The 25,076-nt window shown below is 71.2% G+C and carries 22 protein-coding genes and 1 rRNA gene; 9 read left to right on the forward strand and 14 right to left on the reverse strand.

What is annotated here, in order from left to right; genetic code table 11:
- Positions 1–179: 179 nt before the first annotated feature.
- From OG242_RS13665 to OG242_RS13710, 10 genes are all read right to left on the reverse strand, one after another.
- Positions 180–1,705: ribosomal RNA gene (locus OG242_RS13665) — 16S ribosomal RNA — on the reverse strand.
- Positions 1,706–2,439: 734 nt separating this feature from the next.
- Complete coding sequence (gene proC, locus OG242_RS13670; RefSeq protein WP_405898434.1) at positions 2,440–3,249, reverse strand: pyrroline-5-carboxylate reductase; 810 nt, start codon at positions 3,247–3,249, stop codon at positions 2,440–2,442.
- 74 nt (positions 3,250–3,323) lie between these two features.
- Entirely contained in the window at positions 3,324–4,079 is a 756-nt protein-coding gene (locus OG242_RS13675; RefSeq protein ID WP_405898435.1) for an ABC transporter permease, read from the reverse strand.
- Positions 4,076–4,843 carry an ABC transporter ATP-binding protein gene (locus tag OG242_RS13680; RefSeq protein WP_405898436.1) on the reverse strand — a complete coding sequence of 256 codons (768 nt, stop codon included), beginning with the start codon at positions 4,841–4,843 and terminating at the stop codon, positions 4,076–4,078. Before OG242_RS13680 ends, OG242_RS13675 begins: the two co-directional genes overlap by 4 nt.
- A 39-nt stretch (positions 4,844–4,882) precedes the next feature.
- Positions 4,883–5,332 (reverse strand): hypothetical protein, encoded by a 450-nt coding sequence (locus OG242_RS13685; protein ID WP_405898437.1) that lies wholly within the window; start codon positions 5,330–5,332, stop codon positions 4,883–4,885.
- 31 nt (positions 5,333–5,363) lie between these two features.
- A complete protein-coding gene (locus tag OG242_RS13690) occupies positions 5,364–5,900 on the reverse strand; it encodes a hypothetical protein (protein ID WP_405898438.1) in 537 nt (178 codons plus the stop codon).
- A gap of 81 nt (positions 5,901–5,981) precedes the next feature.
- Entirely contained in the window at positions 5,982–7,832 is a 1,851-nt protein-coding gene (ilvD, locus tag OG242_RS13695) for a dihydroxy-acid dehydratase (RefSeq protein WP_405898439.1), read from the reverse strand.
- 171 nt (positions 7,833–8,003) lie between these two features.
- Positions 8,004–8,657, reverse strand: a complete 654-nt coding sequence (locus tag OG242_RS13700; protein WP_405898440.1) for a TetR family transcriptional regulator — start codon at positions 8,655–8,657, stop codon at positions 8,004–8,006.
- Positions 8,654–9,481, reverse strand: a complete 828-nt coding sequence (locus OG242_RS13705) for a sugar phosphate isomerase/epimerase (protein WP_093708256.1) — start codon at positions 9,479–9,481, stop codon at positions 8,654–8,656. The genes OG242_RS13700 and OG242_RS13705 overlap by 4 nt, the downstream gene beginning before the upstream one ends.
- A gap of 82 nt (positions 9,482–9,563) precedes the next feature.
- Positions 9,564–10,514 carry a Ppx/GppA family phosphatase gene (locus OG242_RS13710; RefSeq protein ID WP_405898441.1) on the reverse strand — a complete coding sequence of 317 codons (951 nt, stop codon included), beginning with the start codon at positions 10,512–10,514 and terminating at the stop codon, positions 9,564–9,566.
- A gap of 138 nt (positions 10,515–10,652) precedes the next feature.
- On the opposite strand from OG242_RS13710, the gene OG242_RS13715 reads away from it, so the two are divergent.
- Positions 10,653–11,429 (forward strand): hypothetical protein, encoded by a 777-nt coding sequence (locus OG242_RS13715; protein WP_405901599.1) that lies wholly within the window; start codon positions 10,653–10,655, stop codon positions 11,427–11,429.
- A 13-nt stretch (positions 11,430–11,442) separates the two neighbouring features.
- On the opposite strand, the gene OG242_RS13720 is transcribed toward OG242_RS13715, so the two are convergent.
- Positions 11,443–13,185, reverse strand: a complete 1,743-nt coding sequence (locus OG242_RS13720) for a hypothetical protein (RefSeq protein WP_405898442.1) — start codon at positions 13,183–13,185, stop codon at positions 11,443–11,445.
- A gap of 135 nt (positions 13,186–13,320) precedes the next feature.
- Between OG242_RS13720 and radA the strand changes: the two genes are divergently transcribed.
- Positions 13,321–14,733: a DNA repair protein RadA gene (gene radA, locus OG242_RS13725; protein ID WP_405898443.1), complete on the forward strand. Its 1,413-nt coding sequence runs from the start codon at positions 13,321–13,323 to the stop codon at positions 14,731–14,733.
- A 147-nt stretch (positions 14,734–14,880) separates the two neighbouring features.
- The gene (gene disA / locus OG242_RS13730; RefSeq protein WP_405898444.1) at positions 14,881–16,005 is read left to right on the forward strand and encodes a DNA integrity scanning diadenylate cyclase DisA; all 1,125 of its coding nucleotides are present in this window, start codon (positions 14,881–14,883) and stop codon (positions 16,003–16,005) included.
- Between the two features lie 22 nt (positions 16,006–16,027).
- Here the strand turns inward: disA and OG242_RS13735 are convergent, their stop codons facing one another.
- Positions 16,028–16,798, reverse strand: coding sequence for a hypothetical protein (locus tag OG242_RS13735; RefSeq protein ID WP_405901600.1), 771 nt, complete (start codon positions 16,796–16,798; stop codon positions 16,028–16,030).
- A 333-nt stretch (positions 16,799–17,131) separates the two neighbouring features.
- Between OG242_RS13735 and OG242_RS13740 the strand changes: the two genes are divergently transcribed.
- The 5 genes from OG242_RS13740 (at position 17,132) to cseC (ending at position 21,677) form a co-directional block, all read left to right on the forward strand.
- The gene (locus OG242_RS13740) at positions 17,132–18,034 is read left to right on the forward strand and encodes an A/G-specific adenine glycosylase (protein ID WP_405898445.1); all 903 of its coding nucleotides are present in this window, start codon (positions 17,132–17,134) and stop codon (positions 18,032–18,034) included.
- Between the two features lie 317 nt (positions 18,035–18,351).
- Entirely contained in the window at positions 18,352–18,900 is a 549-nt protein-coding gene (locus OG242_RS13745; protein ID WP_405898446.1) for a SigE family RNA polymerase sigma factor, read from the forward strand.
- Positions 18,888–19,607: a hypothetical protein gene (locus OG242_RS13750; RefSeq protein ID WP_405898447.1), complete on the forward strand. Its 720-nt coding sequence runs from the start codon at positions 18,888–18,890 to the stop codon at positions 19,605–19,607. The genes OG242_RS13745 and OG242_RS13750 overlap by 13 nt, the downstream gene beginning before the upstream one ends.
- A gap of 10 nt (positions 19,608–19,617) precedes the next feature.
- On the forward strand, positions 19,618–20,322 hold the full coding sequence (cseB, locus tag OG242_RS13755; RefSeq protein WP_093708248.1) for a two-component system response regulator CseB: 705 nt from the start codon (positions 19,618–19,620) through the stop codon (positions 20,320–20,322).
- Entirely contained in the window at positions 20,319–21,677 is a 1,359-nt protein-coding gene (gene cseC, locus OG242_RS13760; RefSeq protein WP_405898448.1) for a two-component system sensor histidine kinase CseC, read from the forward strand. The genes cseB and cseC overlap by 4 nt, the downstream gene beginning before the upstream one ends.
- A 60-nt stretch (positions 21,678–21,737) precedes the next feature.
- On the opposite strand, the gene OG242_RS13765 is transcribed toward cseC, so the two are convergent.
- Positions 21,738–23,321, reverse strand: a complete 1,584-nt coding sequence (locus tag OG242_RS13765) for an MDR family MFS transporter (protein WP_405898449.1) — start codon at positions 23,319–23,321, stop codon at positions 21,738–21,740.
- Between the two features lie 123 nt (positions 23,322–23,444).
- Here OG242_RS13765 and OG242_RS13770 point away from each other — a divergent pair, with 123 nt between their 5' ends.
- Positions 23,445–24,029 (forward strand): TetR/AcrR family transcriptional regulator, encoded by a 585-nt coding sequence (locus tag OG242_RS13770; RefSeq protein WP_405898450.1) that lies wholly within the window; start codon positions 23,445–23,447, stop codon positions 24,027–24,029.
- 34 nt (positions 24,030–24,063) lie between these two features.
- Here the strand turns inward: OG242_RS13770 and OG242_RS13775 are convergent, their stop codons facing one another.
- Positions 24,064–24,789 carry a M23 family metallopeptidase gene (locus tag OG242_RS13775; protein WP_405898451.1) on the reverse strand — a complete coding sequence of 242 codons (726 nt, stop codon included), beginning with the start codon at positions 24,787–24,789 and terminating at the stop codon, positions 24,064–24,066.
- Between the last annotated feature and the right edge of the window lie 287 nt (positions 24,790–25,076).

A 25,076-nucleotide genomic window follows, 5' to 3' on the forward strand; every position in this document is an offset into this window, starting at 1 on the left:
AGATACCCAACAGCGTGCCCGACCCGACCCATCAACCCTCACGTTCCACGCCGAAGCAGTACTAGTGAAGACTCATGTGCCGTGCCGAGTAGTCAACGTTCCACCCATGAGCTGACCACCGTCGAACATTTGCCGACGTAGTGGCTCTGGACCCCCGAAAGGGTCTAGATGCTCCTTAGAAAGGAGGTGATCCAGCCGCACCTTCCGGTACGGCTACCTTGTTACGACTTCGTCCCAATCGCCAGTCCCACCTTCGACAGCTCCCTCCCACAAGGGGTTGGGCCACCGGCTTCGGGTGTTACCGACTTTCGTGACGTGACGGGCGGTGTGTACAAGGCCCGGGAACGTATTCACCGCAGCAATGCTGATCTGCGATTACTAGCAACTCCGACTTCATGGGGTCGAGTTGCAGACCCCAATCCGAACTGAGACCGGCTTTTTGAGATTCGCTCCGCCTCGCGGCATCGCAGCTCATTGTACCGGCCATTGTAGCACGTGTGCAGCCCAAGACATAAGGGGCATGATGACTTGACGTCGTCCCCACCTTCCTCCGAGTTGACCCCGGCAGTCTCCTGTGAGTCCCCATCACCCCGAAGGGCATGCTGGCAACACAGAACAAGGGTTGCGCTCGTTGCGGGACTTAACCCAACATCTCACGACACGAGCTGACGACAGCCATGCACCACCTGTACACCGACCACAAGGGGGGCACCATCTCTGATGCTTTCCGGTGTATGTCAAGCCTTGGTAAGGTTCTTCGCGTTGCGTCGAATTAAGCCACATGCTCCGCTGCTTGTGCGGGCCCCCGTCAATTCCTTTGAGTTTTAGCCTTGCGGCCGTACTCCCCAGGCGGGGAACTTAATGCGTTAGCTGCGGCACCGACGACGTGGAATGTCGCCAACACCTAGTTCCCAACGTTTACGGCGTGGACTACCAGGGTATCTAATCCTGTTCGCTCCCCACGCTTTCGCTCCTCAGCGTCAGTAATGGCCCAGAGATCCGCCTTCGCCACCGGTGTTCCTCCTGATATCTGCGCATTTCACCGCTACACCAGGAATTCCGATCTCCCCTACCACACTCTAGCCTGCCCGTATCGACTGCAGACCCGGGGTTAAGCCCCGGGCTTTCACAACCGACGTGACAAGCCGCCTACGAGCTCTTTACGCCCAATAATTCCGGACAACGCTTGCGCCCTACGTATTACCGCGGCTGCTGGCACGTAGTTAGCCGGCGCTTCTTCTGCAGGTACCGTCACTTTCGCTTCTTCCCTGCTGAAAGAGGTTTACAACCCGAAGGCCGTCATCCCTCACGCGGCGTCGCTGCATCAGGCTTTCGCCCATTGTGCAATATTCCCCACTGCTGCCTCCCGTAGGAGTCTGGGCCGTGTCTCAGTCCCAGTGTGGCCGGTCGCCCTCTCAGGCCGGCTACCCGTCGTCGCCTTGGTAGGCCATTACCCCACCAACTAGCTGATAGGCCGCGGGCTCATCCTTCACCGCCGGAGCTTTCAACCTTCCTCCAGGAGGAGGAAAGTATTATCCGGTATTAGACCCCGTTTCCAGGGCTTGTCCCAGAGTGAAGGGCAGATTGCCCACGTGTTACTCACCCGTTCGCCACTAATCCACCCCGAAGGGCTTCATCGTTCGACTTGCATGTGTTAAGCACGCCGCCAGCGTTCGTCCTGAGCCAGGATCAAACTCTCCGTGAATGTTTTCCCGTAATCGGGACAACACATCACGAGAGCGGAACGACAAGGTCGGAATAAGACCCGTCGTCCACTGCGTCCTCGCTGTGTTTTTGCCTGCCGAACCCGAAGGTTCCGCAGGACTTTCAAAGGAACCACCAACCTGCCGTAGCAGGCCGGGGTATCAACATATCTGGCGTTGACTTTTGGCACGCTGTTGAGTTCTCAAGGAACGGACGCTTCCTTTGTACTCACCCTCAGAACATTTTCTGGGGCTTTCCTCCGGGCGCTTCCCTTCGGTCTTGCGTTTCCGACTCTATCAGACTCTTTCGTGTCCGATTCCCGGTCGAAGCGGGTCAAGCGGTTTTCGCTTTCCAGTTCTTCGCTTTCGCGTTTCCCTTTCCGGCGAGTCCGACTCTATCAGATCCTTTCGGGCCTGATTCCCAGTCAGCGGGCTTGTCCTCCCGGCCGTTGGGCCGTTCCGACGAGTGAGACATTAGCGGAATCCTGGGCCCCGACGCTAATCGGGGTCGCGTTCCTTCGAACGCGGATTCCTCATTCCGTACAGGCGCACGCCAACGCATGCGACAACTGTCGCGTGCTCGTTGTGTTTACTGCGGAATGGCTGTCCGGGGACCGACCTGGGCCGGCGCTCACGTCGGACAACTCGGAGCACACTACGGACGTCGGCGGGTCGTGTCAACCCCCGGCCTCGGCGCACCGCGCCGGCGGCGGACGATCCGGCGCGGCGGGCTGGTTCAGCCGTTGCCGGAGGCGAGCTGGCGGCTGCGGTCGCGGGCCGCTTCGAGTGCGGCGATGAGGGCGGCGCGTACGCCGTGGTTCTCGAGCTCGCGGATGGCGCTGATGGTGGTGCCGGCCGGGCTGGTGACGGCCTCGCGGAGCTTGACCGGGTGCTCGCCGCTGTCCCGGAGCATGACGGCGGCGCCGATCGCGGCCTGGACGATGAGGTCGTGGGCCTGGGCGCGCGGCAGGCCGAGCAGGATGCCGGCGTCGGTCATCGCCTCGACGAGGAAGTAGAAGTACGCGGGGCCCGAGCCGGAGAGGGCGGTGGCCGCGTCCTGCTGGGACTCCGGGACGCGGAGGGTCTTGCCGACCCCCTTGAAGATGGTGTCCGCCGAGGCGAGGTGCTCTCCGGTGGCGTGGCTGCCCCCGGAGATGACGGACATGCCCTCGTCGACCAGGACCGGGGTGTTCGGCATGACGCGTACGACCGGGGTCCCGGCGGCGAGGCGCTCCTCGATGAAGGCGGTCGTGATGCCGGCCGCCGCGCTGATGACCAGGCGGTCGGCGGTGAGGTGCGGGGCCAGCTCGTCGAGGAGGCGCCCCATGTCCTGGGGCTTGACCGCGAGGATGAGGATGTCGGCCCGCTTGGCGGCGTCCGCGTTGGTGACCGCGTCCACGCCGTAGCGGTCGCGCAGTTCGGCGGCCCGGTCCGAGCGGCGGGTGGTGACCAGCAGGTTCGACGGGCGCCAGCCGGCCCGGATCATCCCGCTGAGCAGGGCCTCGCCGATCTTGCCGGTGCCGAGGACTGCAACTGTCTGGGTCATGCCGTTCACCCTCCGGGCGGTGCTCGATGTGCGCGGTGCTCAGTGCTCGTCGGCGCCATCTTCGCACCGCCCCGTCACGCGGTGCGGCGGCGGAGGGTGGCGGCCCCGAGGGCCAGGACGAGCAGGGCGCAGCCGGCCACGACGAGTACGTCGCGGACGAAGTCGCCGGTGACGTCGGTGTGGCGGAGGACCTCGTTCATGCCGTCCACGGCGTACGACATGGGCAGCACGTCCGAGATCGCGTCCAGGAAGGGCGCCATTCGGTCGCGGGGGATGAAGAGGCCGCAGAGCAGCAGCTGCGGGAAGATCACCGCGGGCATGAACTGGACGGCCTGGAACTCGGAGGCGGCGAACGCCGAGACGAACAGCCCGAGTGCCGTGCCGAGCAGCGCGTCGAGCACGGCGACCAGGAGCAGCAGCCAGGGCGAGCCCATGACGTCCAGGCCGAGGGCCCACACCGAGAGCCCGGTGGCCAGGAGCGACTGGAGGACGGCGACGGCGCCGAAGGCGAGCGCGTAACCGGCGATCAGGTCGCCCTTGCCGAGCGGCATCGAGAGCAGGCGCTCCAGGGTGCCGGAGGTGCGTTCGCGCAGGGTGGCGATCGAGGTCACCAGGAACATCGTGATCAGCGGGAAGATGCCGAGCAGCGAGGCCCCGATGGAGTCGAAGGTCTGCGGGCTGCCGTCGAAGACGTACCGCAGCAGGGTGATCAGGAGGACCGGGACCAGCAGGAGCAGACCGACCGTGCGGGGGTCGTGGGCGAGCTGGCGCAGGACGCGGGCGGCGGTGGCGAGGGTGCGGGCGGGGCTGAGAGGGGCCGTAGTCGTCATCGGGCGTTCTCCTTGCGGGTGGCGGCCGCGTCGACCAGGTGGAGGAATGCCTCTTCGACGGTGTCGGTGCCGGCGGCGGTGCGCAGGGCGTCCGGGGTGTCGTCGGCGAGGATCTCGCCCTCGCGCATGAGGAGGAGGCGGTGGCAGCGCTCGGCCTCGTCCATGACGTGGGAGGAGATGAGGAGCGTGGTGCCGCGTTCGGCGGCGAGGGTGTGGAACAGCTGCCACAGGTCGCGGCGCAGGACCGGGTCGAGGCCGACGGTCGGTTCGTCCAGGACGAGCAGGTCCGGGGTGCCGAGCAGGGCGACGGCGAGGGAGACGCGGGTCCGCTGGCCGCCGGAGAGATTGCCGGCGAGGGCGTCCTCGTGGCTGGTCAGGTCGACCTCGGTGAGCGCGCGGCTGACGGCGTCGCGGCGGGTGCCGCGGTGGGCGCGGCCCGGCCGGAGGACCGCCGCGAAGTAGTCCAGGTTCTGCCGGACGGTGAGGTCGGTGTAGACGGAGGGAGCCTGGGTGACGTACCCGACGCGGGGGCGCAGGGAGGGGTGGCCGGCGGGGCTGCCGAGGACCTGGAGGGTGCCGGTGACCTTGGCCTGGGTGCCGACGACGGCACGCATGAGGGTGGATTTGCCGCAGCCGGAGGGGCCGAGGAGGCCGGTGATCCTGCCGGGTTCGACGGTGAAGTCGAGGCCCCTGAGGACCGTGCGGCTGCCTCGTTGGACGGTGAGGCCACGGGCCTCGACGGCGACGCCCGAAGAATTCATCATGTGATGAATATTCTCTCCGCAGGGCGTCGCCGTCAAGGTTCAGCGCACGGCCGCGCTCAGCCCGACGACGTACGCCTCTTCCACCGTGCCGTCCGGGAACTCCGCCAGGAGCCGGTTCCGCTCCTCGGCGAGGAAGCTTCGGGCCGCCTCGTCGTCGGTGGTCAGGAACGCGGAGTGGCTGCCGAGGTTGTCGACGTGGGTGGTGAGGGGGACGCGCCGGGTCCACGGGACGCGGCGGTGGGTGAAGGCGAGGTCCGGCGGCAGGTCGCGGTCCTGGACGGCCGAGCGCCTTGGGCCCAGTTCCTCCGGGCCGACGCCGAAGAAGCGGAGGAGCCGTTCCTCCTGGGCGACAGGCCCTGGGTCCTCGACGGCGTCGAACAGGGCGTCCGGGTAGCTGGGGCGGGCGGCGGCGTACTGGGCGGCGGCCCGGTCGAAGGACAGGGCGCGCGAGGGGCCCGGGACCGCATCCGGTGCGTGTGTCGTGGTCATGCGGTCATCGTGCCCGCCGGCCCCGGGTGCGTCAGCCGCGGCGGCCCTTCTTCTTCCGGGACGCGGGGTTGCCGGTGCGGGCGGCGCGGCGCTTCGCGTACCGGGCCGTGGCCTCCTCGTACTCCGTACGCCGCAGCTTCTCGCCGGGCGCCTCGGTGAACGTACGGAAGAAGTACGCGAGCAGCGAGCCGACGAAGCCGATGGCCTTCAGGCCGCGCAGGGTCTCCTCGCGGGCCGGGTCGGCCGGGCGGCGGCTGAAGCCCTCCCAGGTCTTGCGGAAGGCGACCGCGCTGCAGATGGCGAACATCGCGACGACCAGCACGCCGACGAAACCGCCGATGTCGGCGATCTCCAGGCCCTGGTAGGCGAAGCGCAGGACGAAGCAGGCGGCGACGGCCGCGGCGAGCGAACCGACGGCGGCGCCGGCGCGGCGCAGGCCGTAGTGACCGTCGTGGGCGACCCAGGTGGTCCCGAAGAAGCGGAGGGGCTCGGGCTGCGGGCCCTGCGGGGTCGCGGGCTCGGACGGGCCGGAGGCCACGCCGTCGGGGGTCTCGCTGTTCTCGCTCACGGGGTCGATTATCCCGCAGTCGGGGGCGGACCCGTCAGACCTGGGTGCGGCCCCTGCGTCCACGGGGGCCGCACACCGGGGTCAGCCCAGCTTCGAGACGTCGCGGACCGCGCCGCGGTCGGCGCTCGTCGCCATCGCCGCGTACGCCCGCAGCGCCGCCGAGACCTTGCGGTCGCGGTTCTTCGGGGCGTACACGCCGTTCAGCGCCTCGCGGCGGGTGGCCAGCTCGTCCTCGGGGACCAGGAGCTCGATCGAACGGTTCGGGATGTCGATCCGGATGCGGTCGCCGTCCTCGACGAGCGCGATCGCGCCGCCGGAGGCCGCCTCGGGCGAGGCGTGGCCGATGGACAGGCCCGACGTACCGCCGGAGAAGCGGCCGTCCGTGATCAGGGCGCAGGTCTTGCCGAGGCCGCGGCCCTTCAGGAAGGACGTCGGGTAGAGCATCTCCTGCATGCCGGGGCCGCCGCGCGGGCCCTCGTAGCGGATGACGACGACGTCGCCGTGCGTGATCTCCTTGCGGAGGATCTTGTCGACGGCCTCCTCCTGCGACTCGCAGACGACCGCCGGGCCCTCGAACGTCCAGATCGACTCGTCGACGCCGGCCGTCTTCACGACGCAGCCGTCCAGCGCGATGTTGCCCTTGAGGACCGCGAGGCCGCCGTCCTCGGAGTACGCGTGGGCCGCGTCGCGGATGCAGCCGCCGGCGGCGTCCAGGTCGAGGGTCTCCCAGCGCTCCGACTGCGAGAAGGCGGTCGCGGAGCGGACGCAGCCGGGGGCCGCGTGCCACAGCTCCACGGCCTCGGGCGACGGGGAGCCGCCGCGCACGTCCCAGTTCTTCAGCCAGTCCGCGAGGGTGTCGGCGTGCACCGCGTGCACGTCCTCGTTGAGCAGTCCGCCGCGGTGCAGCTCGCCCAGGAGGGCGGGGATGCCGCCGGCCCGGTGCACGTCCTCCATGTAGTACGTCCCGCCGGGCGCCACGTTGGGGGCGACCTTCGAGAGGCAGGGGACGCGGCGGGAGACCTCGTTGATGTCGTCGAGGTCGAAGTCCAGCTCGGCCTCCTGGGCGGCGGCCAGCAGGTGCAGGATCGTGTTGGTGGAGCCGCCCATCGCGATGTCCAGCGCCATCGCGTTCTCGAACGCGGCGCGGCTGCCGATGGCGCGCGGCAGGACCGTCGCGTCGTCCTGCTCGTAGTACCGCTTGGTGATGTCCACGACCGTGCGGCCGGCGTTCTCGTACAGCGCCCTGCGGGCCGTGTGCGTGGCGAGGACGGAGCCGTTGCCGGGGAGGGAGAGGCCGAGGGCCTCGGTCAGGCAGTTCATCGAGTTGGCGGTGAACATGCCGGAACAGCTGCCGCAGGTCGGGCAGGCGTTCTCCTCGATACGGAGCATGTCCTCGTCGGAGATGCTCTCGTCCACGGCGTCGCTGATCGCGTTGACCAGGTCCAGCTTGCGGACCGTGCCGTCCACGAGGGTGGCCTTGCCGGCCTCCATCGGGCCGCCGGAGACGAAGACCGTCGGGATGTTCAGGCGCATCGCGGCCATGAGCATGCCCGGGGTGATCTTGTCGCAGTTCGAGATGCAGATGAGGGCGTCGGCGCAGTGGGCCTCGACCATGTACTCGACGCTGTCCGCGATCAGGTCGCGGGAGGGCAGGCTGTAGAGCATGCCGCCGTGGCCCATGGCGATGCCGTCGTCCACGGCGATCGTGTTGAACTCGCGGGGCACCGCACCTGCGGCCTTGATCGCCTCGGAGACGATGCGGCCGACGGGGGCGAGGTGGGTGTGGCCGGGGACGAACTCGGTGAAGGAGTTGGCGACGGCGATGATCGGCTTGCCGATGTCCTCGCTCGCTACGCCGGAGGCCCGCATGAGGGCGCGGGCGCCGGCCATGTTGCGGCCGTGGGTGACTGTGCGGGACCTCAGCGTGGGCATCGTCTTTCGCTCCTTACTGCGTTTGAGACTGGTGTCGAGAGTACGCCGTTGGTGCCAGGATGTGGACCGGGTGTCCGCTATACGGAAGGCTGGGGCTGGGGCGCCTGCGGCGGGCCTGTTCCCCACCCCGCCCCTTCCCGGAACCTGGGGCTCTGCCCCGGACCCCGCTCCTCAATCGCCGGAGGGGCTGCCCGTAAGCCCCTGCGCGGACGGGTCCGCCAGGTAGCGCTGGAGCGTCGGGGCCACCATCTCGATGATCTTCTCCGGCGGCGCCGACGCCAACGGCTCCGCCTTCAGCACGTACCGCAGTATCGCGATCCCCACCATGTGCGACGCCGCCAGCTCCGCGCGGAACGTCGCGTCCGGGACGTTCAGCCCCGCGGCCACGCGCTCCAGCAGGCGCCGGAGTACGAAGCTCCGCAGGACCTTCGCGGCGGCCTCGTGGGTGAGGGCGGAGCGGAGTACGGCGAGGAGGGGGGCGCGGGTGGCCGGGTTCTCCCAGATCGCGATGAAGGCGCGGGCCAGGCGTTCGCCCACGTCCCGGGTGTCGCCTTCGAGGACGGCCGGGACCAGGAGGGCGGGCTCGAAGGACAGCTCGATCGCGGCGGCGAAGACCTCGTCCTTCGTACCGAAGTAGTGGTGGACCAGCGCGGAGTCCACGCCGGCCGCGCGGGCGATGCCCCGGACCGAGGTCTTGTCGTACCCGCGCTCGGAGAACTCCGTGCGGGCGGCCTCCAGGATGCGGGTGCGCGCGTCGGGGCCGGTGTCCGCCGACGTACGGGCGGGGCGGCCCCGGCGCCTGGGGGCCGGCGCGTCGTCGGTCATGAGCGCGGGGCGCGCTCGGCGGACGAGGCGAGGTGGAGCCGGGTGAAGGCGAGGGCCTCGGCGAGGTCGGCCTCGCGTTCGGCGGTGGACATCGCACGGCGGGTGTTGACCTCGATGACCACGTGCCCGTCGAAGCCGGAACCGGCCAGCCGTTCCAGCAGCTCCGCGCAGGGCTGGTCGCCCCGGCCGGGCACCAGGTGCTCGTCCTTGTTGGAGCCCTTGCCGTCGGCCAGGTGGACGTGGGCCAGCCGGTCGCCCATCCGGTCCACCATGGCCAGGCCGTCCGTGCGGGCGGTGGCGGTGTGCGACAGGTCCACCGTGAAGTGCCGGTAGTCGTCGTTGGTGACGTCCCAGTCGGGGGCGTACGCGAGCATCTCGCGGTCCCGGTAGCGCCACGGGTACATGTTCTCGACGGCGAACCGGACGTCCGTCTCGTCGGCCATCCGCCAGATTCCGGTGACGAAGTCACGGGCGTAATTGCGCTGCCACCGGAACGGGGGGTGCACGACGACCGTCGACGCGCCCAGCTTCTCGGCGGCGGCGCGGGCCCGCTGGAGCTTGACCCACGGATCGGTGGACCAGACCCGCTGGGTGATCAGCAGACAGGGCGCGTGGACGGCGAGTATCGGCACCTGGTGGTAGTCGGAGAGCCGGCGCAGGGCCTCGATGTCCTGGCTGACCGGGTCGGTCCAGACCATGACCTCGACGCCGTCGTAGCCGAGGCGCGCGGCGATCTCGAAGGCCGTCGCCGTCGACTCCGGATAGACCGAGGCCGTCGACAGGGCGACCTTCGCATCCGGGACGCGCACCACTGGTTCTGCCACGCAGACAGCGTACGGGCTGTGGTGTGCCCCGCCGAGGGAGAGCGCCGGAAAGTGAGAAGGGCCGCACGGGCCCCGGGGGCGCTCAGTCGAGCGCCGCTCGACCGTCCGACGGCAGGTGGTCCAGGCGGCGCAGGATGACGCCCTCGCGCAGCGCCCAGGGGCAGATCTCCAGCTCGTCGACGTCCAGCAGGTCCATCGCGCCCTCCGCGACCAGCGCCCCGGCCAGCAGCTGCGTGGCGCGGCCCTCGGAGACGCCGGGGAGGGTCTGGCGCTCCTCGGTGGTCATCGCGGCCAGCTTCGGCACCCACTCCTCCACCGCCTTGCGGCTGAGGGTGCGCTGCGCGTACTGGCCCTCGGCGGAGCGTGCCGCGCCCGCGATCCTGGCGAGCTGCTTGAACGTCTTGGAGGTGGCCACCACGTGGTCCGGGCGGCCGATGCGGGCGAAGTCGCCGACGCTGCGGGCGATGCGCGCCCGTACGTGCCGGCGCAGCGCCTTCACCTCGGCCGGGTCCGGCGGGTCGCCCGGCAGCCAGCCCGCGGTGAGGCGCCCGGCGCCCAGCGGCAGGGACACCGCGGCGGCCGGTTCCTCGTCCATGCCGTACGCGATCTCCAGCGAGCCGCCGCCGATGTCCAGGACCAGCAGCTTGCCCGCGGACCATCCGTACCAGCGGCGGGCGGCGAGGAAGGTGAGCCGGGCCTCCTCCGTGCCGCTGAGGACCGCGAGGTCGACGCCCGTCTCGTCCCGTACCCGGTCGAGCACCTGATCGGCGTTGCTCGCGTCGCGTACCGCGGAGGTGGCGAAGGCGAGGACGTCCTCGCAGCCCTTGTCCTCGGCGGCTTCGAGCGCGCCGGCGATCGTGCCGACCAGCCGGTCCACGCCGACCGGGCCGATCGCGCCGTCCTCGTCGAGGAGCTCGGCGAGGCGCAGCTCGGCCTTGTGCGAGTGCGCGGGCAGCGGGCGGGCGCCGGGATGCGCGTCCACCACCAGCAGATGAACGGTGTTCGACCCCACGTCGAGGACTCCGAGTCTCATACGGGGAACGCTACTGCCGGTCGGCCTTACTCTGGGCGCGTGCCAAAGACGAAAAAGGCGAAGCCGGGCAAAGCCACGAAGAAGCGGGACGTCGTGCCGGACGTCCCGCAGGACATCAAGCACGTGGAGAAGGTGGAGATGCACACGCCGGCGACGGCGGAGCCCGATCCCTCCGACGAGACGGAGCTCGACTTCCCGCGCGCCTGGGTGGAGTTCCCCGATCCCGCCGACGACGAGCAGGTCTTCCGCTGCGACCTGACCTGGCTGACGTCCAGGTGGACGTGCGTCTTCGGCAGCGGCTGCCAGGGCATCCAGGCGGGCCGCGCGGACGACGGCTGCTGCACGCTGGGCGCGCATTTCTCGGACGAGGACGACGAGAAGCGGGTGGCCGGTCATGTCGCGCGCCTCACTCCGGAGCTGTGGCAGTTCCACGACGTCGGTTCGGAGACGGGCTGGACGCAGACCGACGACGACGGGGAGCGCCAGACGCGGCGCTGGCAGGGCTCGTGCATCTTCCAGAACCGGCCGGGCTTCCCCGCCGGGGCGGGCTGCTCGCTGCACATCCTGGCGCTGCGGGAGGGCCGGGAGCCGCTGGAGACCAAGCCGGACGTCTGCTGGCAGCTGCCCGTGCGGCGTACGTACGAGTGGATCGACCGGCCCGACGACACGCGGGTTCTCCAGGTGTCGATCGGTGAGTACGACCGGCGGGGCTGGGGTCCGGGCGGCCACGACCTGCACTGGTGGTGCACGTCGGCGACGTCGGCGCACGGGGCGGGTGAGCCGGTGTACGTGTCGTACCGGCCGGAGCTCATCGAGCTGATGGGCAAGGAGGCGTACGCCACGCTGACCGAGCTGTGCGAGCAGCGGCTCGCCTCGCTGCTGCCGATGGCCCCGCACCCGGCGGACCCGGCGTAGAAACGCTGCACGGTCAGTCCGCCCGGGGCGGGGTGCTCGGGTCCTTCGGCGGCGCGGGCGGTCCTGAGGAGCCGGTCGGGTCGGGGGTCGGGCTCGTCCCGGGCTCCGTCGGGGTGGGCGTGGGGTCGGTCGGGTCCGGCGTCGGCTCGGGGGGGTCCGGGGTGGGCTCGGGCTCCGTGGGGGTGGGCGTCGGGTCGGCCGGGACCGGCGGGCGCGGGTGGAGGGTGCCGCGCGGCGGGTGGCCGGGGCGCGGCGAGGTGCCGGGCGCCTTGGCCCCGTAGCCGTGCAGGGCGACGACCGCGCCCGAGGGGGCGAGCGTGAGGTGGGCGGTCCAGGGGCCCGCGGGTTCCCGCGCGTGGTCCACGACGGCGCGGATCGTGACGCTGCCGCCCGCCGCGAGCTTCCCGGAGGTCCGGCTCAGGCGTACCCAGGAGCGGTCGGTGGCCGCGGACCAGGAGACCGGTCCTGCCTTTGACGCGGTGAGCGTGACGAGGGTGGCGGAGCCGGAGGTGCGGGCCTCGACGGTGAGCCGGCCCTCGCCCTGGTCCGGGGCGCGGGACGGACCGGCGCCGGGGCTGACGACCTCGGCGGAGACCTCCGGGAGGGTGTCCCGGTCCGTGAAGCGGCTGCCGGCGTCGGGGCGGGCGTTGCCGGCGTTCTCGTAGTGGTCGTACGGGGTTTCGCCCGCGCCGGTGTCGCTGTCGGCGGCGCTGACCGCGGAGCCGTCGCGGCCCTCGCCGGTGAGCGGGGCGCCCCGGTAGGCGGACCACAGGGCGATGACGGGGGCGGCGACGACGGTGGCGACGACCGTCGTCGTCAGGACCCGGGAGCGCAGCCTGTCGCGGCGCGCGGCGTGGTCCTTGGGGTCCACGGGGAAGCCGGTGCGGTCGAAGCGCGGTGTGGCGGACCGATTCTTCTGGTGTTTCTGCGCGTGCAGCATGGCCACGTACGCGGACGGCCCCGGCGCTTCCACGAGGGGCAGCACGGCGGCCGGGGTCACCGCTTTTCCGGGCCACGGTCGCCCGGCCCCGGCGCACTCGGCGGCGCGGCGGCAGCGCGGGCAGTCGTCCACGTGCCGTACGAGCTCGCGGCGGAGGGTGGCGGAGAGCAGCGCGCGGTGGTCGCCGGTGAGCCGGCCGGCCGTGGGGCAGTTGCCCTTCTCGACGACGGCCAGGGCGGCCCGGGTGCGCTCGACCTCGCAGGCGGCGCCGGCCAGCAGCTCGCGGGCGGACGTGGCGTCGAGGCCGAGGACGGCGGCGACCGCGCGCGGGGTCAGCCCGTGCCGTACGGCCAGCTCCAGGGCCTCGCGCTGCTCCGGCGTGGTGCCCGCCGCCTCGGGCCAGGCGAGCCGGGCCAGCTCCCGGCGGTGCGCCTCGGGTGCGGGGCCGTGGTGCGGCCGGGCGTCGTCGGGGCGGCGGTGGGCGCGGCGGCCCTGCTTCTGTTCGGTGAGCCGGCGCAGGCAGGTCCACCGGGCCAGGGCGTACAGCCAGGTTTTACGTTCCTCCGCGACGGCCGGGCAGCGGGCGCCCTGCCGTTCGGCCAGGGCGAGGACGCCGCCGAGCGCCTCGGTGGCCGCGTCGTGGTCGCAGAGGACGGAGAGGCAGTAGGTGAACAGGCCGTCGAGATGGGGCTCGTAACGGGCGGGCGGCTGCTTCGGCGAGGCGTGGGGCGCGCGATGCTGCCCCCGGTGCACGCGGGTGGTGTTCGTGGGGGGCTCGGGGGTGTGCGTGGGGGTCTGCAGCCTGCTGCTCGTCACCTTGCGACCGTAGGCAGGGCGGGGCGGACCCCTGGTGCTCCTTGAGTAGATTTAACCCTTTCGGGTGAACGTATCGCGCGATAAAGGACAGGCTTCCCCCGCCTCGTTGTCCGACCCCACCGATACGGTGGCGCCATGGCTGCCCGTACGAAATCCGCGAAGGACCGGCCGTCCTATCGCTGCACCGAATGCGGCTGGACCACCGCGAAGTGGCTCGGCCGTTGCCCCGAGTGCCAGGCGTGGGGGACGGTCGAGGAGTTCGGCGGTGCCCCCGCCGTCCGGACCACGGCCGCGGGCCGGGTGTCCACCGCCGCCCTGCCCATCGGCCAGGTCGACAGCCGGCAGGCCACGGCCCGGCCCACCGGCGTGGGCGAGCTGGACCGGGTGCTGGGCGGAGGCCTGGTGCCCGGGGCCGTCGTGCTGCTCGCGGGCGAGCCGGGCGTCGGCAAGTCCACGCTGCTGCTCGACGTCGCGGCGAAGGCGGCGACCGACGAGCACCGCACCTTGTATGTGACCGCTGAGGAGTCCGCGTCCCAGGTCCGGATGCGGGCCGACCGGATCCACGCGATCAACGACCACCTGTACCTGGCGGCGGAGACCGATCTGTCGGCGGTGCTCGGCCACCTCGACGCGGTCAAGCCCTCGCTGCTGGTCCTGGACTCGGTGCAGACCGTGGCCTCGCCGGAGATCGAGGGCGCGCCGGGCGGGATGGCGCAGGTCCGCGAGGTGGCGGGGGCGCTGATCCGGGCCTCCAAGGAGCGCGGGATGTCGACGCTGCTCGTGGGCCACGTCACCAAGGAGGGCGCGATCGCCGGGCCCCGGCTCCTGGAGCACCTGGTGGACGTGGTGCTGTCGTTCGAGGGCGACCGCCATGCCCGGCTGCGTCTGGTGCGCGGCGTCAAGAACCGGTACGGGGCGACCGACGAGGTCGGCTGCTTCGAGCTGCACGACGAGGGCATCACGGGCCTCGCCGATCCGTCCGGCCTCTTCCTCACGCGGCGCGACGAGCCGGTGCCGGGCACCTGCCTGACCGTGACCCTGGAGGGCAAGCGGCCCCTGGTCGCGGAGGTGCAGGCGCTGACGGTGGACTCGCAGATCCCCTCGCCCCGGCGCACCACGTCGGGCCTGGAGACGTCCCGGGTGTCGATGATGCTCGCGGTCCTGGAGCAGCGCGGCCGGATCAGCTCGCTGGGCAAGCGGGACATCTACAGCGCGACGGTGGGCGGCGTGAAGCTGTCGGAGCCGGCCGCCGACCTGGCCATCGCGCTGGCGCTGGCGAGCGCGGCGAGCGACACACCGCTGCCGAAGAACCTGGTGGCGATCGGCGAGGTGGGGCTCGCGGGCGAGGTCAGGCGGGTCACGGGGGTCCAGCGCCGGCTGGCCGAGGCGCACCGGCTGGGGTTCACGCACGCCCTGGTCCCGACCGATCCGGGCAAGGTCCCGGCGGGTATGAAGGTGACGGAAGTGGCCGACATGGGCGACGCGCTCAGGGCGCTCCCGCGCCGGACCCGCGCACAGGCCCCCCGGGAGGACGACGCGCGCCGGTAGACTTTGCCCTGGTCTCGCCCGTCCGTACGAACGGTACGAGGGACCGGGGGGTGTCCGAGACATCCCCGTGGGTCCTTCGATCGGATCCGGCCCGTTCCGCGGCGGCAGGCCACGAGGGCACCGCAAACCTGTGACCGGAGGAGTGCAGTGGCAGCCAGCGACCGGGCAGCATCGCCCGGAAAGTCCGGCCAAACCACGGGTAACGAGGCGCTGATCCGCGCCTCGTTGAGCGCCGTCGCGCCCGGTATGGCCCTGCGGGACGGCCTGGAGCGCGTTCTCCGCGGCAACACCGGGGGTCTGATCGTGCTCGGCATGGACAAGACCGTCGAGTCGATGTGCACGGGCGGCTTCGTGCTGGACGTGGAGTTCACCGCGACACGGCTGCGGGAGCTCGCCAAGCTCGACGGGGCCCTGATCCTCGACAAGGACATGACCAAGATCCTGCGGGCCGGCGTGCAACTGGTCCCGGACGCGTCGATCCCCACCGAGGAGACCGGCACCCGGCACCGCACGGCGGACCGGGTCTCCAAGCAGTGCAATTTCCCGGTGGTCTCGGTCTCCCAGTCGATGCGCCTGATCGCGCTGTACGTGAACGGGGAGCGCCGGGTCCTGGAGGAGTCGGCGGCGATCCTGTCCCGCGCCAACCAGGCGCTCGCGACGCTGGAGCGGTACAAGCTGCGGCTCGACGAGGTCGCCGGGACGCTCTCCGCGCTGGAGATCGAGGACCTGGTGACCGTCCGGGACGTGACGGCGGTGGCCCAGCGCCTGGAGATGGTCCGCCGGATCGCGACGGAGATCGCGGAGTACGTGGTGGAGCTCGGCACCGACGGACGGCTGCTGTCGCTCCAGCTGGACGAGCTGATCGCGGGCGTGGAGCCGGAGCGCGAGCTGGTCGTGCGGGACTACGTGCCGGAGCCGACCGCGAAGCGTTCGCGCACGGTGGCGGAGGCGCTGACCGAGCTGGACTCGCTGACCCACACCGAGCTGCTCGAACTCCCGGTGGTGGCGCGGGCGCTGGGCTACAGCGGTTCGCCCGAGACGCTGGACTCGGCGGTGTCGCCGCGCGGTTTCCGGCTGCTGGCGAAGGTGCCGCGGCTGCCCGGCGCGATCATCGACCGGCTCGTGGAGCACTTCGGCGGTCTGCAGAAGCTGCTCGCGGCGAGCGTGGACGACCTGCAGACGGTGGACGGGGTCGGCGAGGCCCGGGCGCGCAGCGTGCGCGAGGGCCTGTCCCGGCTGGCCGAGTCGTCGATCCTCGAACGGTACGTGTAGGCCCCGGGCCGGCCGCGCGGGCTCAGTCCTTCGCGAGGACGAACGAGGCGCGCTGCACCGGCTCGCCCGGCGCCTTGGCCTCCACGAGGTACGTGCCCGGCTTCGCCCTCCCCGGCGGCGGGGTCGCGCACTTGGGGGCGCTCCTGTCGCGGTCCCACTCCACGGTGTGCACGACGGTCGTCCCGGCGGGCACCTCAAGGAGCACGGGTGCCGGCTTGCGCGGGCAGTCCTTCGACGACCACACCTCGTCGTCGTCCCCGCCCGCCTCGGTGACGGTGAACACCGCGCTCTTCGGGCCGAAGTCGGCCTTGCAGGCGGTGGACGAGGTGTTGGTGGCGAAGAGGCGGAACTTCGGCTTCTCGTCGGGCGAATAGCTGAGTTCGGTCTTCAGGCTGAGCCGGATCGAGCCCGGGACGCAGTCGGGGAGCGAGGAGCCCGCCGGCACCGGCCGCGCGGCCTCGGCACCGGAACCGGAAGCCGACCCGGAGCTCGAACCGGAGGCGGAGCCGGAACCGGTCTCCTGGCCACCGCCGTTGGCGTCCGAGGAGCCGGACGAGCCGCCCGTGCCGGCGGAACCGCCGCCCGAACTGCCGTCCTCGTCACCGTTGCTGCCGCCGGAGCCGTCCGACTCGCCGCCCCCGCCGGGCTGTTCGCTGATCGCGGGGCCGGAACCGGAAGGTCCGGGCGTGATCGAACCGGCCGGGCTGGAGCCGGGCGCCTTGGAGTCGTCGTGGGGCTTCCCCTTGCCGCCACCCGAGGTGACGGCCCATGCGATCAGCAGTGCGAGCAGCACGACCAGGGCCGCCGCGACCGCCCTCCGTCGCCAGTAGATGCTGGAGGGTAGCGGACCGATCGGACTACGCAGAGATCCCACGGCGCAAACTGTACGAGAGATCCGGCCCAACTCCCGCCCCACCCGCCGCCTTGGCCCCCAAGTTTTCCGGATCATCATTCCGCGAAGGCCAGTTCGGCCGCCGAGCACATCCGCAATGACCCGGTGCGATGAAACGTTTACGCAGGGCCAACGCCCTCGACCGGGCGGAAAAGGCCCCATCGGCCACTTGCCGCAACGGCTCGCGGGGCGTGGGGCCTCTTACCGGAACGCCGTGTCAGGATCGATGGTGCGATGACTGCCACGACTGCGACCCAGACGCCCCCCTCCTCCCTCCACACCCCCGTCATCGGGTGGTTCGACCAGCACGCCCGCGATCTGCCCTGGCGCCGCCCCGAAGCGGGTGCCTGGGGTGTGATGGTGAGCGAGTTCATGCTGCAGCAGACCCCCGTCAGCCGGGTACTCCCGGTGTACGAGCAGTGGCTGGCCCGCTGGCCGCGCCCCGCCGACCTCGCGGCCGAGCCGCCCGGTGAGGCGGTCCGTGCCTGGGGCCGGCTCGGCTACCCGCGCCGGGCACTACGGCTCCACGGGGCCGCCCAGGCGATAACGGAACGCCATGGCGGCGACGTACCGAGCGAGCACGCCCAGCTGCTCGCGCTGCCCGGCATCGGCGAGTACACGGCGGCGGCCGTGGCCTCGTTCGCGTACCGGCAGCGGCACGCCGTCCTGGACACCAACGTCCGCCGGGTCTTCGCCCGGGCCGCAGCCGGCATCCAGTACCCGCCGAACGCGACCACCGCCGCCGAACGCAGGCTCGCCCGGGAGCTGCTGCCCGACGAGGACGAGCGGGCGGCCCGCTGGGCGGCGGCCACGATGGAGCTGGGCGCCCTCGTCTGCACTGCGAAGAACGAGGACTGCTCGCGCTGCCCGATCGCGGAGCAGTGCGCCTGGCGGCTCGCCGGGAAGCCCGCGCACCAGGGGCCGCCGCGCCGGGGCCAGACCTACGCCGGCACGGACCGGCAGGTGCGCGGCAGGTTGCTGGCCGTGCTGCGGGACGCGGTCGGGCCGGTGCCGCAGGCGGCGCTCGACGCGGTGTGGGACGAGCCGGTGCAGCGCGCCCGCGCACTGGACGGGCTGGTCTCCGACGGTCTGGTCGAGCCGCTGGCCGGTGGCCGCTACCGGCTGCCGCTGACCTGACGGACCGGGCCGGGCCGTCTTCGTAACAAGGAGACGACCGGGCCCGCCCGCCTTCGTAACAAACGCGGACAGGGTCCGTCCGCCCCGTCACAATGACGGGACGGACGGACCCTGTCCGCGTCCGGCGCGGGGGCCTTTGTCCGGGCTCCTCCCTGCGCTGTTACACAACCGATGGACAGCCGTGCGCCCGCCTATGGCTGCTCCGCACAGCCTCGTGACAACAGCTCCGTAGCGTCTGCGACGTCGGCCGGAACGACCACCGGCGGACAGCGGTACGAGCGGTACTACGGGGTTCCACGGGGATGGAGGCGGTTGTGATGGCGCAGGGCGAGGTGCTCGGCTTCGAAGAGTACGTACGGACCCGGCAGGAGGCGCTGCTGCGCAGTGCGCGCCGGCTCGTCCCGGACCCGGTGGACGCCCAGGACCTGCTGCAGACCGCGCTGGCCCGGACGTACGGCCGCTGGGACCGCATCCAGGACAAGTCCCTCGCCGACGCCTATCTGCGCCGCGTCATGATCAACACCCGCACCGAGTGGTGGCGGGCCCGCAAGCTCGACGAGGTGCCCACCGAGCAGCTGCCCGACGCCAGCGTCGAGGACGGCACCGAGCAGCGCGCCGACCGCGCCCTGCTGATGGACATCCTGGGCGTGCTCGCTCCGAAGCAGCGCAGTGTCGTCGTCCTGCGACACTGGGAGCAGATGAGCACGGAGGAGACGGCCGCGGCGCTCGGCATGTCGGCCGGTACGGTGAAGAGCACGCTGCACCGTGCGCTGGCACGACTGCGCCAGGAGCTGGAGAACAGGGAAGCGGCGAGCCGGGAGGCCGGGCTCGCCGAGGAGCGGGGGCGGGAGCGGTGCGCGGCCTGACAGGCAGCGGTGACGAGGAGACGGTCACCGGCACGACGGGCGGGGGAACGGCCGGCAGACGCCCGCTGACCGGCTGGGCGGCGAGCAGCGCGGCACTCGCCGGGCTCGCCGTCTTCGGGCTGTTCGCCGTCAGCTGCACCACGGGCGGCACCGGCACCCGGGACGAGGGCCCGGCGGGTGCCGAGCCGGTGGTCCGCGTCACCCCGAGCACCACGCCCGCGTCCACGGCGAGGCCCGCGCCGCGGGTGGACGCCGTGGAGCTGCTCAAGGCGGACCCGAAGGTGAGCGGGCAGGTCCGGATGGGCCTGAAGCCGTGCAGCGGCGACGAGTACCCGGTGGACTCCTCGTACGGGAAGCTCACCGGCGGCGCGTCCGCCGACGTCGTGGTGAACGTGATGACCTGCGGTGATTCCGTGGGCGTCGGCACGTACGTCTACCGGCCGCGCGCCGACGGCACGTACGAGAACGTCTTCGCCGTCGAGCAGCCCGCCGTGTACGGCACCATCGACCGGGGGGACCTGGTGGTGACGACCCAGGTGTACGAGAAGAAGGACTCGGTGGTCTATCCCTCGGGCGAGGAAGTGATCACGTACCACTGGGCGAGCGGCCGGTTCGGCGAGCTGGACCGGGTGCACAACGACTTCAACCGAGCCGTGGGCGGCGGTGACGGAGACCTTCCCGCGCCCACGGAACCGTCGAGGAACTGAGAGCTTTCCGATGGCCGAGACCCATGTGCTGTTCGTCGAGGACGACGACGTCATCCGCGAGGCCACCCAGCTGGCGCTGGAGCGGGACGGCTTCGCGGTCACCGCGGTGCCCGACGGGCTGACCGGCCTGGAGGCGTTCCGGGCGAAGCAGCCCGACATCGCGCTGCTCGACGTGATGGTCCCCGGTCTGGACGGGGTCAGCCTCTGCCGCCGCATCCGGGACGAGTCGACGGTCCCGGTGATCATGCTGTCGGCGCGGGCCGACTCCATCGACGTGGTCCTCGGCCTGGAGGCCGGCGCCGACGACTACGTCACCAAGCCCTTCGACGGGGCCGTCCTGGTGGCCCGGATCCGGGCCGTGCTGCGCCGCTTCGGCCATGCGTCGGGCGGCCGGGCCGGCGGCGGGCAGCCGGAGCCCGCGGCCGAGGGCGGGGTGCTCGTCTTCGGGGACCTGGAGGTCGACACCGAGGGCATGGAGGTCCGCAGGGGCGGTGCGCAGGTGGGGCTGACCCCGACCGAGATGCGGCTGCTCCTGGAGTTCTCGTCGGCGCCCGGCACGGTGCTCTCCCGCGACAAGCTGCTTGAGCGGGTCTGGGACTACGGCTGGGGCGGCGACACCCGGGTCGTGGACGTCCATGTGCAGCGGCTGCGGACGAAGATCGGCCAGGACCGCATCGAGACGGTCCGCGGCTTCGGCTACAAGCTCCGGGCATGAGGCGGCCCTCCCTGCGGACGGGCGTCCGCTGGAAGATCAGCATCGCGATCGCGGCGGTCGGGGCGCTGATCGCGGTCGCGCTGAGCCTGGTGGTGCACAACGCGGCCCGGGTCTCGATGCTGGAGAACGCCCGCGAGGTGCAGCTGGAGCGGCTGACGTACGCGCAGCTGCTGTACGAGGCGAAGAAGACGAAGAGGGCCGACCCCCGGTTCGGGGCGAAGCTCAACGACCCGACGATGCCGCGGAGCCTTCGCGCGGAGACCCGGCGCAACCGCCGCGCCACGCACGTCGAGGAGTCCGGCGGGGTGCCCGACGTCTGGGCGGCCGTGCCGGTGGGCAACGGGAACGTGCTGTCGCTGCACACCCGGTTCGCGGACCGCTCGACCACGATCATGGGCGACCTGGACCGGGCCCTGATCATCGGTTCCGTCTCGGTGGTCCTCGGCGGCTCCGCGCTGGGTGTGCTGATCGGCGGCCAGCTCTCGCGCCGGCTGCGCAAGGCGGCCGCGGCGGCGGGCAAGGTCGCCCAGGGCAACACGGACGTCCGGGTCAGGGAGGCGGTCGGCGGGGTCGTGCGCGACGAGACCGATGAGCTGGCCGGTGCGGTGGACGCGCTGACCGACGCGCTGAACGAGCGGATCGAGGCGGAGCGCCGGGTCACCGCGGACATCGCGCACGAGCTGCGGACCCCGGTGACCGGGCTGCTCACTGCGGCGGAGCTGCTGCCGCCGGGCCGCCCGACGGAACTGGTGCGCGACCGGGCGCAGGCGATGCGCACGCTGGTCGAGGACGTGCTGGAGGTGGCCCGGCTGGACAGCGCGTCGGAGCGGGCCGAGCTCCAGGAGATCGCGCTCGGCGAGTTCGTCAGCCGCCGGGTCGCGCTGCTGGACCCGGAGGTCCGGGTGCAGGTGGTCCACGAGTCCTGGGTGAACACGGACCCCCGCCGCCTGGAGCGCATCCTGGGCAACCTGCTGGGCAACGCGGCCAAGCACGGGGCGGCCCCAGTGGAGGTCACGGTCGAGGGCCGGGTGGTCCGGGTCCGCGATCACGGGCCGGGGTTCCCGGCGGCGCTGCTGCGGGAGGGGCCGAGCCGGTTCCGTACCGGGTCGGCCGACCGGGCCGGGCGCGGGCACGGGCTCGGGCTGACCATCGCGGCCGGGCAGGCCCGGGTGCTCGGGGCCCGGCTGACCTTCCGCAACGCGGCGCCGGAGGGTGCGGCGGAGGGCAGCGGCGGGGCGGTCGCGGTGCTGTGGCTGCCCGAGCACGCGCCGACGGACACGGGCAGCTATCCGATGCTCCAGTTCGCGGAGCACCGGAGCCCGGCCGGGGAGCCGGGGGCCGGGAAGCGGGTCTGAACGACGACGAGAGCCCCGGGACGCGTTGTCCCGGGGCCCCCGTCGTACATACGTGTCCGGTCAGACCTCCGCGACCGCCGGGGCGGCCTTGGTCTCCGGGCCGGCGCCCCGCAGCGGGACCTCCTTGACGAAGAAGGAGGCGACGACCGCGACCAGGCCGACGGACGCGCCGACCAGGAAGGCGATGTGCGTACCGGAGGACACCGCGAACTCGTACGCCTCGCGCACCGGCACCGGCAGCTTGGCCAGGCTCGCCGCGTCCAGCTGGGCGGAGTGCGCGGTGGCCGCGCCGCCGCCGTTGGCCGCCATCTCGTCCTGGACCCTGCCGGTGAACAGCGCGCCCATGATGGCGACGCCGAAGGAGCTGCCGAGCGTCCGGAAGAGGGTGGTGGAGGAGGAGGCGACGCCCATGTCCTTCAGCTCGACGCTGTTCTGCGCGACGAGCATCGTGATCTGCATCAGGAAGCCCATGCCGGCACCGAGCACCGCCATGTAGAGCCCCGAGGTGAAGCGGGTGGTACCGGTGTCCATCTGCGCGAGCAGGAACAGGCCGGTGACCATGAGGATCGAGCCCACGATGGGGAAGATCTTGTACTTGCCGGTGCTGGTGGTGACGCGGCCCGCGACGAGCGAGACGACCATCATCGACAGCAGCATCGGCAGGAGCAGCAGTCCGGAGTTGGTCGCGGAGGCGCCCTGGACGGACTGCTGGAACAACGGCAGGAAGAGCACCGCGCCGAACATCACGAACCCGGCCATGAAGCCGACCACGGACATCAGCGTGAAGTTGCGGTTGCGGAAGATGTGGAGCGGGATCATCGGCTCGGCGGCCTTCGTCTCGACGAAGAGGAAGCCTGCCAGCGCGGCGACGCCGATCGCGATGAGCTCCATGATGACCGCGGAGTTCCAGTCGTACTCGGAACCGCCCCAGGTGGTGACCAGCACGATCGCGGTGATGCCGACGGTGAGCAGCGCGGCGCCGAGGTAGTCGACGTTCCGCTTGGTGCGCTCCCGCTTGGGCAGGTGCAGGACCGTGGTGATCATGACCAGGGCCACGGCGCCGAGCGGGAGGTTGATGTAGAAGCTCCAGCGCCAGCCGAGGTGGTCGGTGATGGTGCCGCCGACCAGCGGTCCGCCGATCATGGCGATGGCCATCACGCCGGCCATCATGCCCTGGTACTTGCCGCGCTCACGGGGCGGCACGAGGTCACCGATGATCGCCATGACTCCGACCATCAGGCCGCCGGCGCCGAGGCCCTGGACGGCGCGGAAGCCGATCAGCTGGCCCATGTCCTGGGCCATGCCGCTGAGGACCGAGCCGATCAGGAAGATCACGATGGACGTGAGGAAGATGCCCTTGCGCCCGTACATGTCGCCGAGCTTGCCCCAGATCGGGGTGGCCGCTGCGGTGGCCAGGGTGTAGGCGGTGACGACCCACGAGAGGTGTTCGAGGCCGCCGAGGTCGCCGACGATGGTCGGCATCGCGGTGCCGACGATCAGGTTGTCGAGCATCGCCAGCAGCATGGCGATCATCAGGGCGAGGACCACCACCCGGACGCTGCGCTGCGGCGGAGCCGATGGTTCCGCCTTCGTGGCCGGTGGGCCGTCCGCCTTCCCGTCGGCCGTCTTGATCAGGTCCGCCATCTTCCCCAACTCCCCAGTCACCCTGCTCACCGAGCCCTTACTTGCCGCCCGGCTAGTTGATTACACTGGAGGAAGGTAGACCCGTAACTAGCCGGGCGTCAAGTAAGTTTTTGGGAGAGCACCATGGGCAGCACGCCGCAGCCGCGCCGGGGCAACACCCGCCAGCGCATCCAGGACGTCGCCCTGGAGCTCTTCGCCGAGCAGGGGTACGAGAAGACCTCGTTGCGGGAGATCGCCGAGAAACTGGGGGTCACCAAGGCGGCGCTCTACTACCACTTCAAGACGAAGGAAGACATCCTCGTCTCCATCTTCGAGGACCTGAACCGGCCGGTGGAGGAGCTGATCACCTGGGGCGAGGCCCAGCCGCGCACCCTGGGGATGAAGACGGAGCTCCTGCGCCGCTACAGCGACGCGCTGGCGCACGCGGCCCCGCTCTTCCGCTTCATGCAGGAGAACCAGGCGACGGTACGCGATCTGAGCATCGGCGAGACCATCAAGCACCGGGTCCTGGGCCTGGTGGACCTGATCAAGGAACCCGACGCGCCGCTCACCGACCAGGTGCGGTGCTTCAGCGCGCTCTTCACCCTGCACGCGGGGATGCTCGCCCTGAAAGACGTCGACGGCGACCCCGAGGAGAAGCGCAAGGCCGCTCTCGAAGTCGCCGTCGAACTGGTCACCCGGGCCCATGACCCGGAAACCCCCCGGTAGCCGGGGGGGCGGGGGCACGGCCGGACCGGACGTATCAGACGTTGATGCCGTGCTTGTGCAGGAAGTTGACCGGGTTGACCGCCGAGCCGTAGTTCGGGGTGGTCCGGATCTCGAAGTGCAGGTGCGGGCCGCTGGAGTTGCCGGTGTTGCCGGACAGGGCGATCTTCTGGCCCTTCTTCACGTGCTGGCCGATGTGCACGTCGATCTTCGACAGGTGCGCGTACTGGGAGTACGTGCCGTTGCCGTGCGAGATCACGATGGCGTTGCCGTACGCGGGGCCGTCGCCGCCGCCGTTCGGGCCGGCCTTCACGATCGTGCCGGTGTGGGCGGCCTCGACCTTGGTGCCGATCGGCACGGCGAAGTCCTGGCCGGAGTGCTTGTGCGCCCAGCGGCTGCCGTCGTTGCCGAAGCTCGCGCTCAGCTCGTAGTGGTTGACCGGGGCCTCCCAGGGAAGCTTGGCGATGGCCTTCTTCTTGGCGGCGGCCTTCTTCTTCGCCGCTTCCTTCTTCTTCGCCGCGTCGGCCTTCTTCTCGGCCGTGTGCTTGGCCGCCGCCTTGCCCTGCGCGGCCGCCTGCTGGGCGACCGAGTCGGCGGTGGTCGTGGTCACCAGGTTCGAGGCCTGGGGGGCGTCCGCAGTGCCGGCCGCGAACGCAGCGCCCGCACCGAGAACCATCGACGTCCCCAGACCGGCTGCCACCACAGCGCCGCGAACACGGGACACGGACGGGCGGCGGGACTGGAACGTAACGCGCTTCGACATAAGCGGAAATCCTCCGGAGATGACTGGACCCGGCGGTGTGCCGGGCTGGCCATACCTTGGTAACCCGCACCCCCGCCGATGCTCAAACACCCCATCTACGATCAAAAGCCGTAGAAAGCACCCCGGGAATTCGCCCGGCGCACTCCCGCCCGAGCCCCTCCGGAAGGCCCCCGAAAGTCCTCGGCGGAACGGGTTTAGACCCAGTTCCAAACCGCCCCAACCGGACATACGCCCCCTGTGTGGGCATACGACGCCCCGCACGCCGAGGGCCCGTCCGCCGCAGGGCC

This window comes from Streptomyces sp. NBC_00727, from assembly GCF_045161745.1.
Classification (GTDB): Bacteria; Actinomycetota; Actinomycetes; order Streptomycetales; family Streptomycetaceae; genus Streptomyces.

Bases quoted from the DNA above. Each gene is read 5' to 3' on its own strand.
- OG242_RS13710 (WP_405898441.1), bottom strand. From the start codon at position 10,514: ATGAGACTCGGAGTCCTCGACGTGGGGTCGAACACCGTTCATCTGCTG.
- OG242_RS13765 (WP_405898449.1), bottom strand. From the start codon at position 23,321: ATGGCGGACCTGATCAAGACGGCCGACGGGAAGGCGGACGGCCCACCG.
- OG242_RS13685 (WP_405898437.1), bottom strand. From the start codon at position 5,332: ATGACCACGACACACGCACCGGATGCGGTCCCGGGCCCCTCGCGCGCC.
- cseC (WP_405898448.1), top strand. From the start codon at position 20,319: ATGAGGCGGCCCTCCCTGCGGACGGGCGTCCGCTGGAAGATCAGCATC.
- ilvD (WP_405898439.1), bottom strand. From the start codon at position 7,832: ATGCCCACGCTGAGGTCCCGCACAGTCACCCACGGCCGCAACATGGCC.
- OG242_RS13715 (WP_405901599.1), top strand. From the start codon at position 10,653: ATGCACACGCCGGCGACGGCGGAGCCCGATCCCTCCGACGAGACGGAG.
- OG242_RS13745 (WP_405898446.1), top strand. From the start codon at position 18,352: ATGGCGCAGGGCGAGGTGCTCGGCTTCGAAGAGTACGTACGGACCCGG.
- cseB (WP_093708248.1), top strand. From the start codon at position 19,618: ATGGCCGAGACCCATGTGCTGTTCGTCGAGGACGACGACGTCATCCGC.
- OG242_RS13680 (WP_405898436.1), bottom strand. From the start codon at position 4,843: ATGATGAATTCTTCGGGCGTCGCCGTCGAGGCCCGTGGCCTCACCGTC.
- OG242_RS13770 (WP_405898450.1), top strand. From the start codon at position 23,445: ATGGGCAGCACGCCGCAGCCGCGCCGGGGCAACACCCGCCAGCGCATC.
- OG242_RS13700 (WP_405898440.1), bottom strand. From the start codon at position 8,657: ATGACCGACGACGCGCCGGCCCCCAGGCGCCGGGGCCGCCCCGCCCGT.
- proC (WP_405898434.1), bottom strand. From the start codon at position 3,249: ATGACCCAGACAGTTGCAGTCCTCGGCACCGGCAAGATCGGCGAGGCC.
- OG242_RS13675 (WP_405898435.1), bottom strand. From the start codon at position 4,079: ATGACGACTACGGCCCCTCTCAGCCCCGCCCGCACCCTCGCCACCGCC.
- OG242_RS13775 (WP_405898451.1), bottom strand. From the start codon at position 24,789: ATGTCGAAGCGCGTTACGTTCCAGTCCCGCCGCCCGTCCGTGTCCCGT.
- OG242_RS13740 (WP_405898445.1), top strand. From the start codon at position 17,132: ATGACTGCCACGACTGCGACCCAGACGCCCCCCTCCTCCCTCCACACC.
- radA (WP_405898443.1), top strand. From the start codon at position 13,321: ATGGCTGCCCGTACGAAATCCGCGAAGGACCGGCCGTCCTATCGCTGC.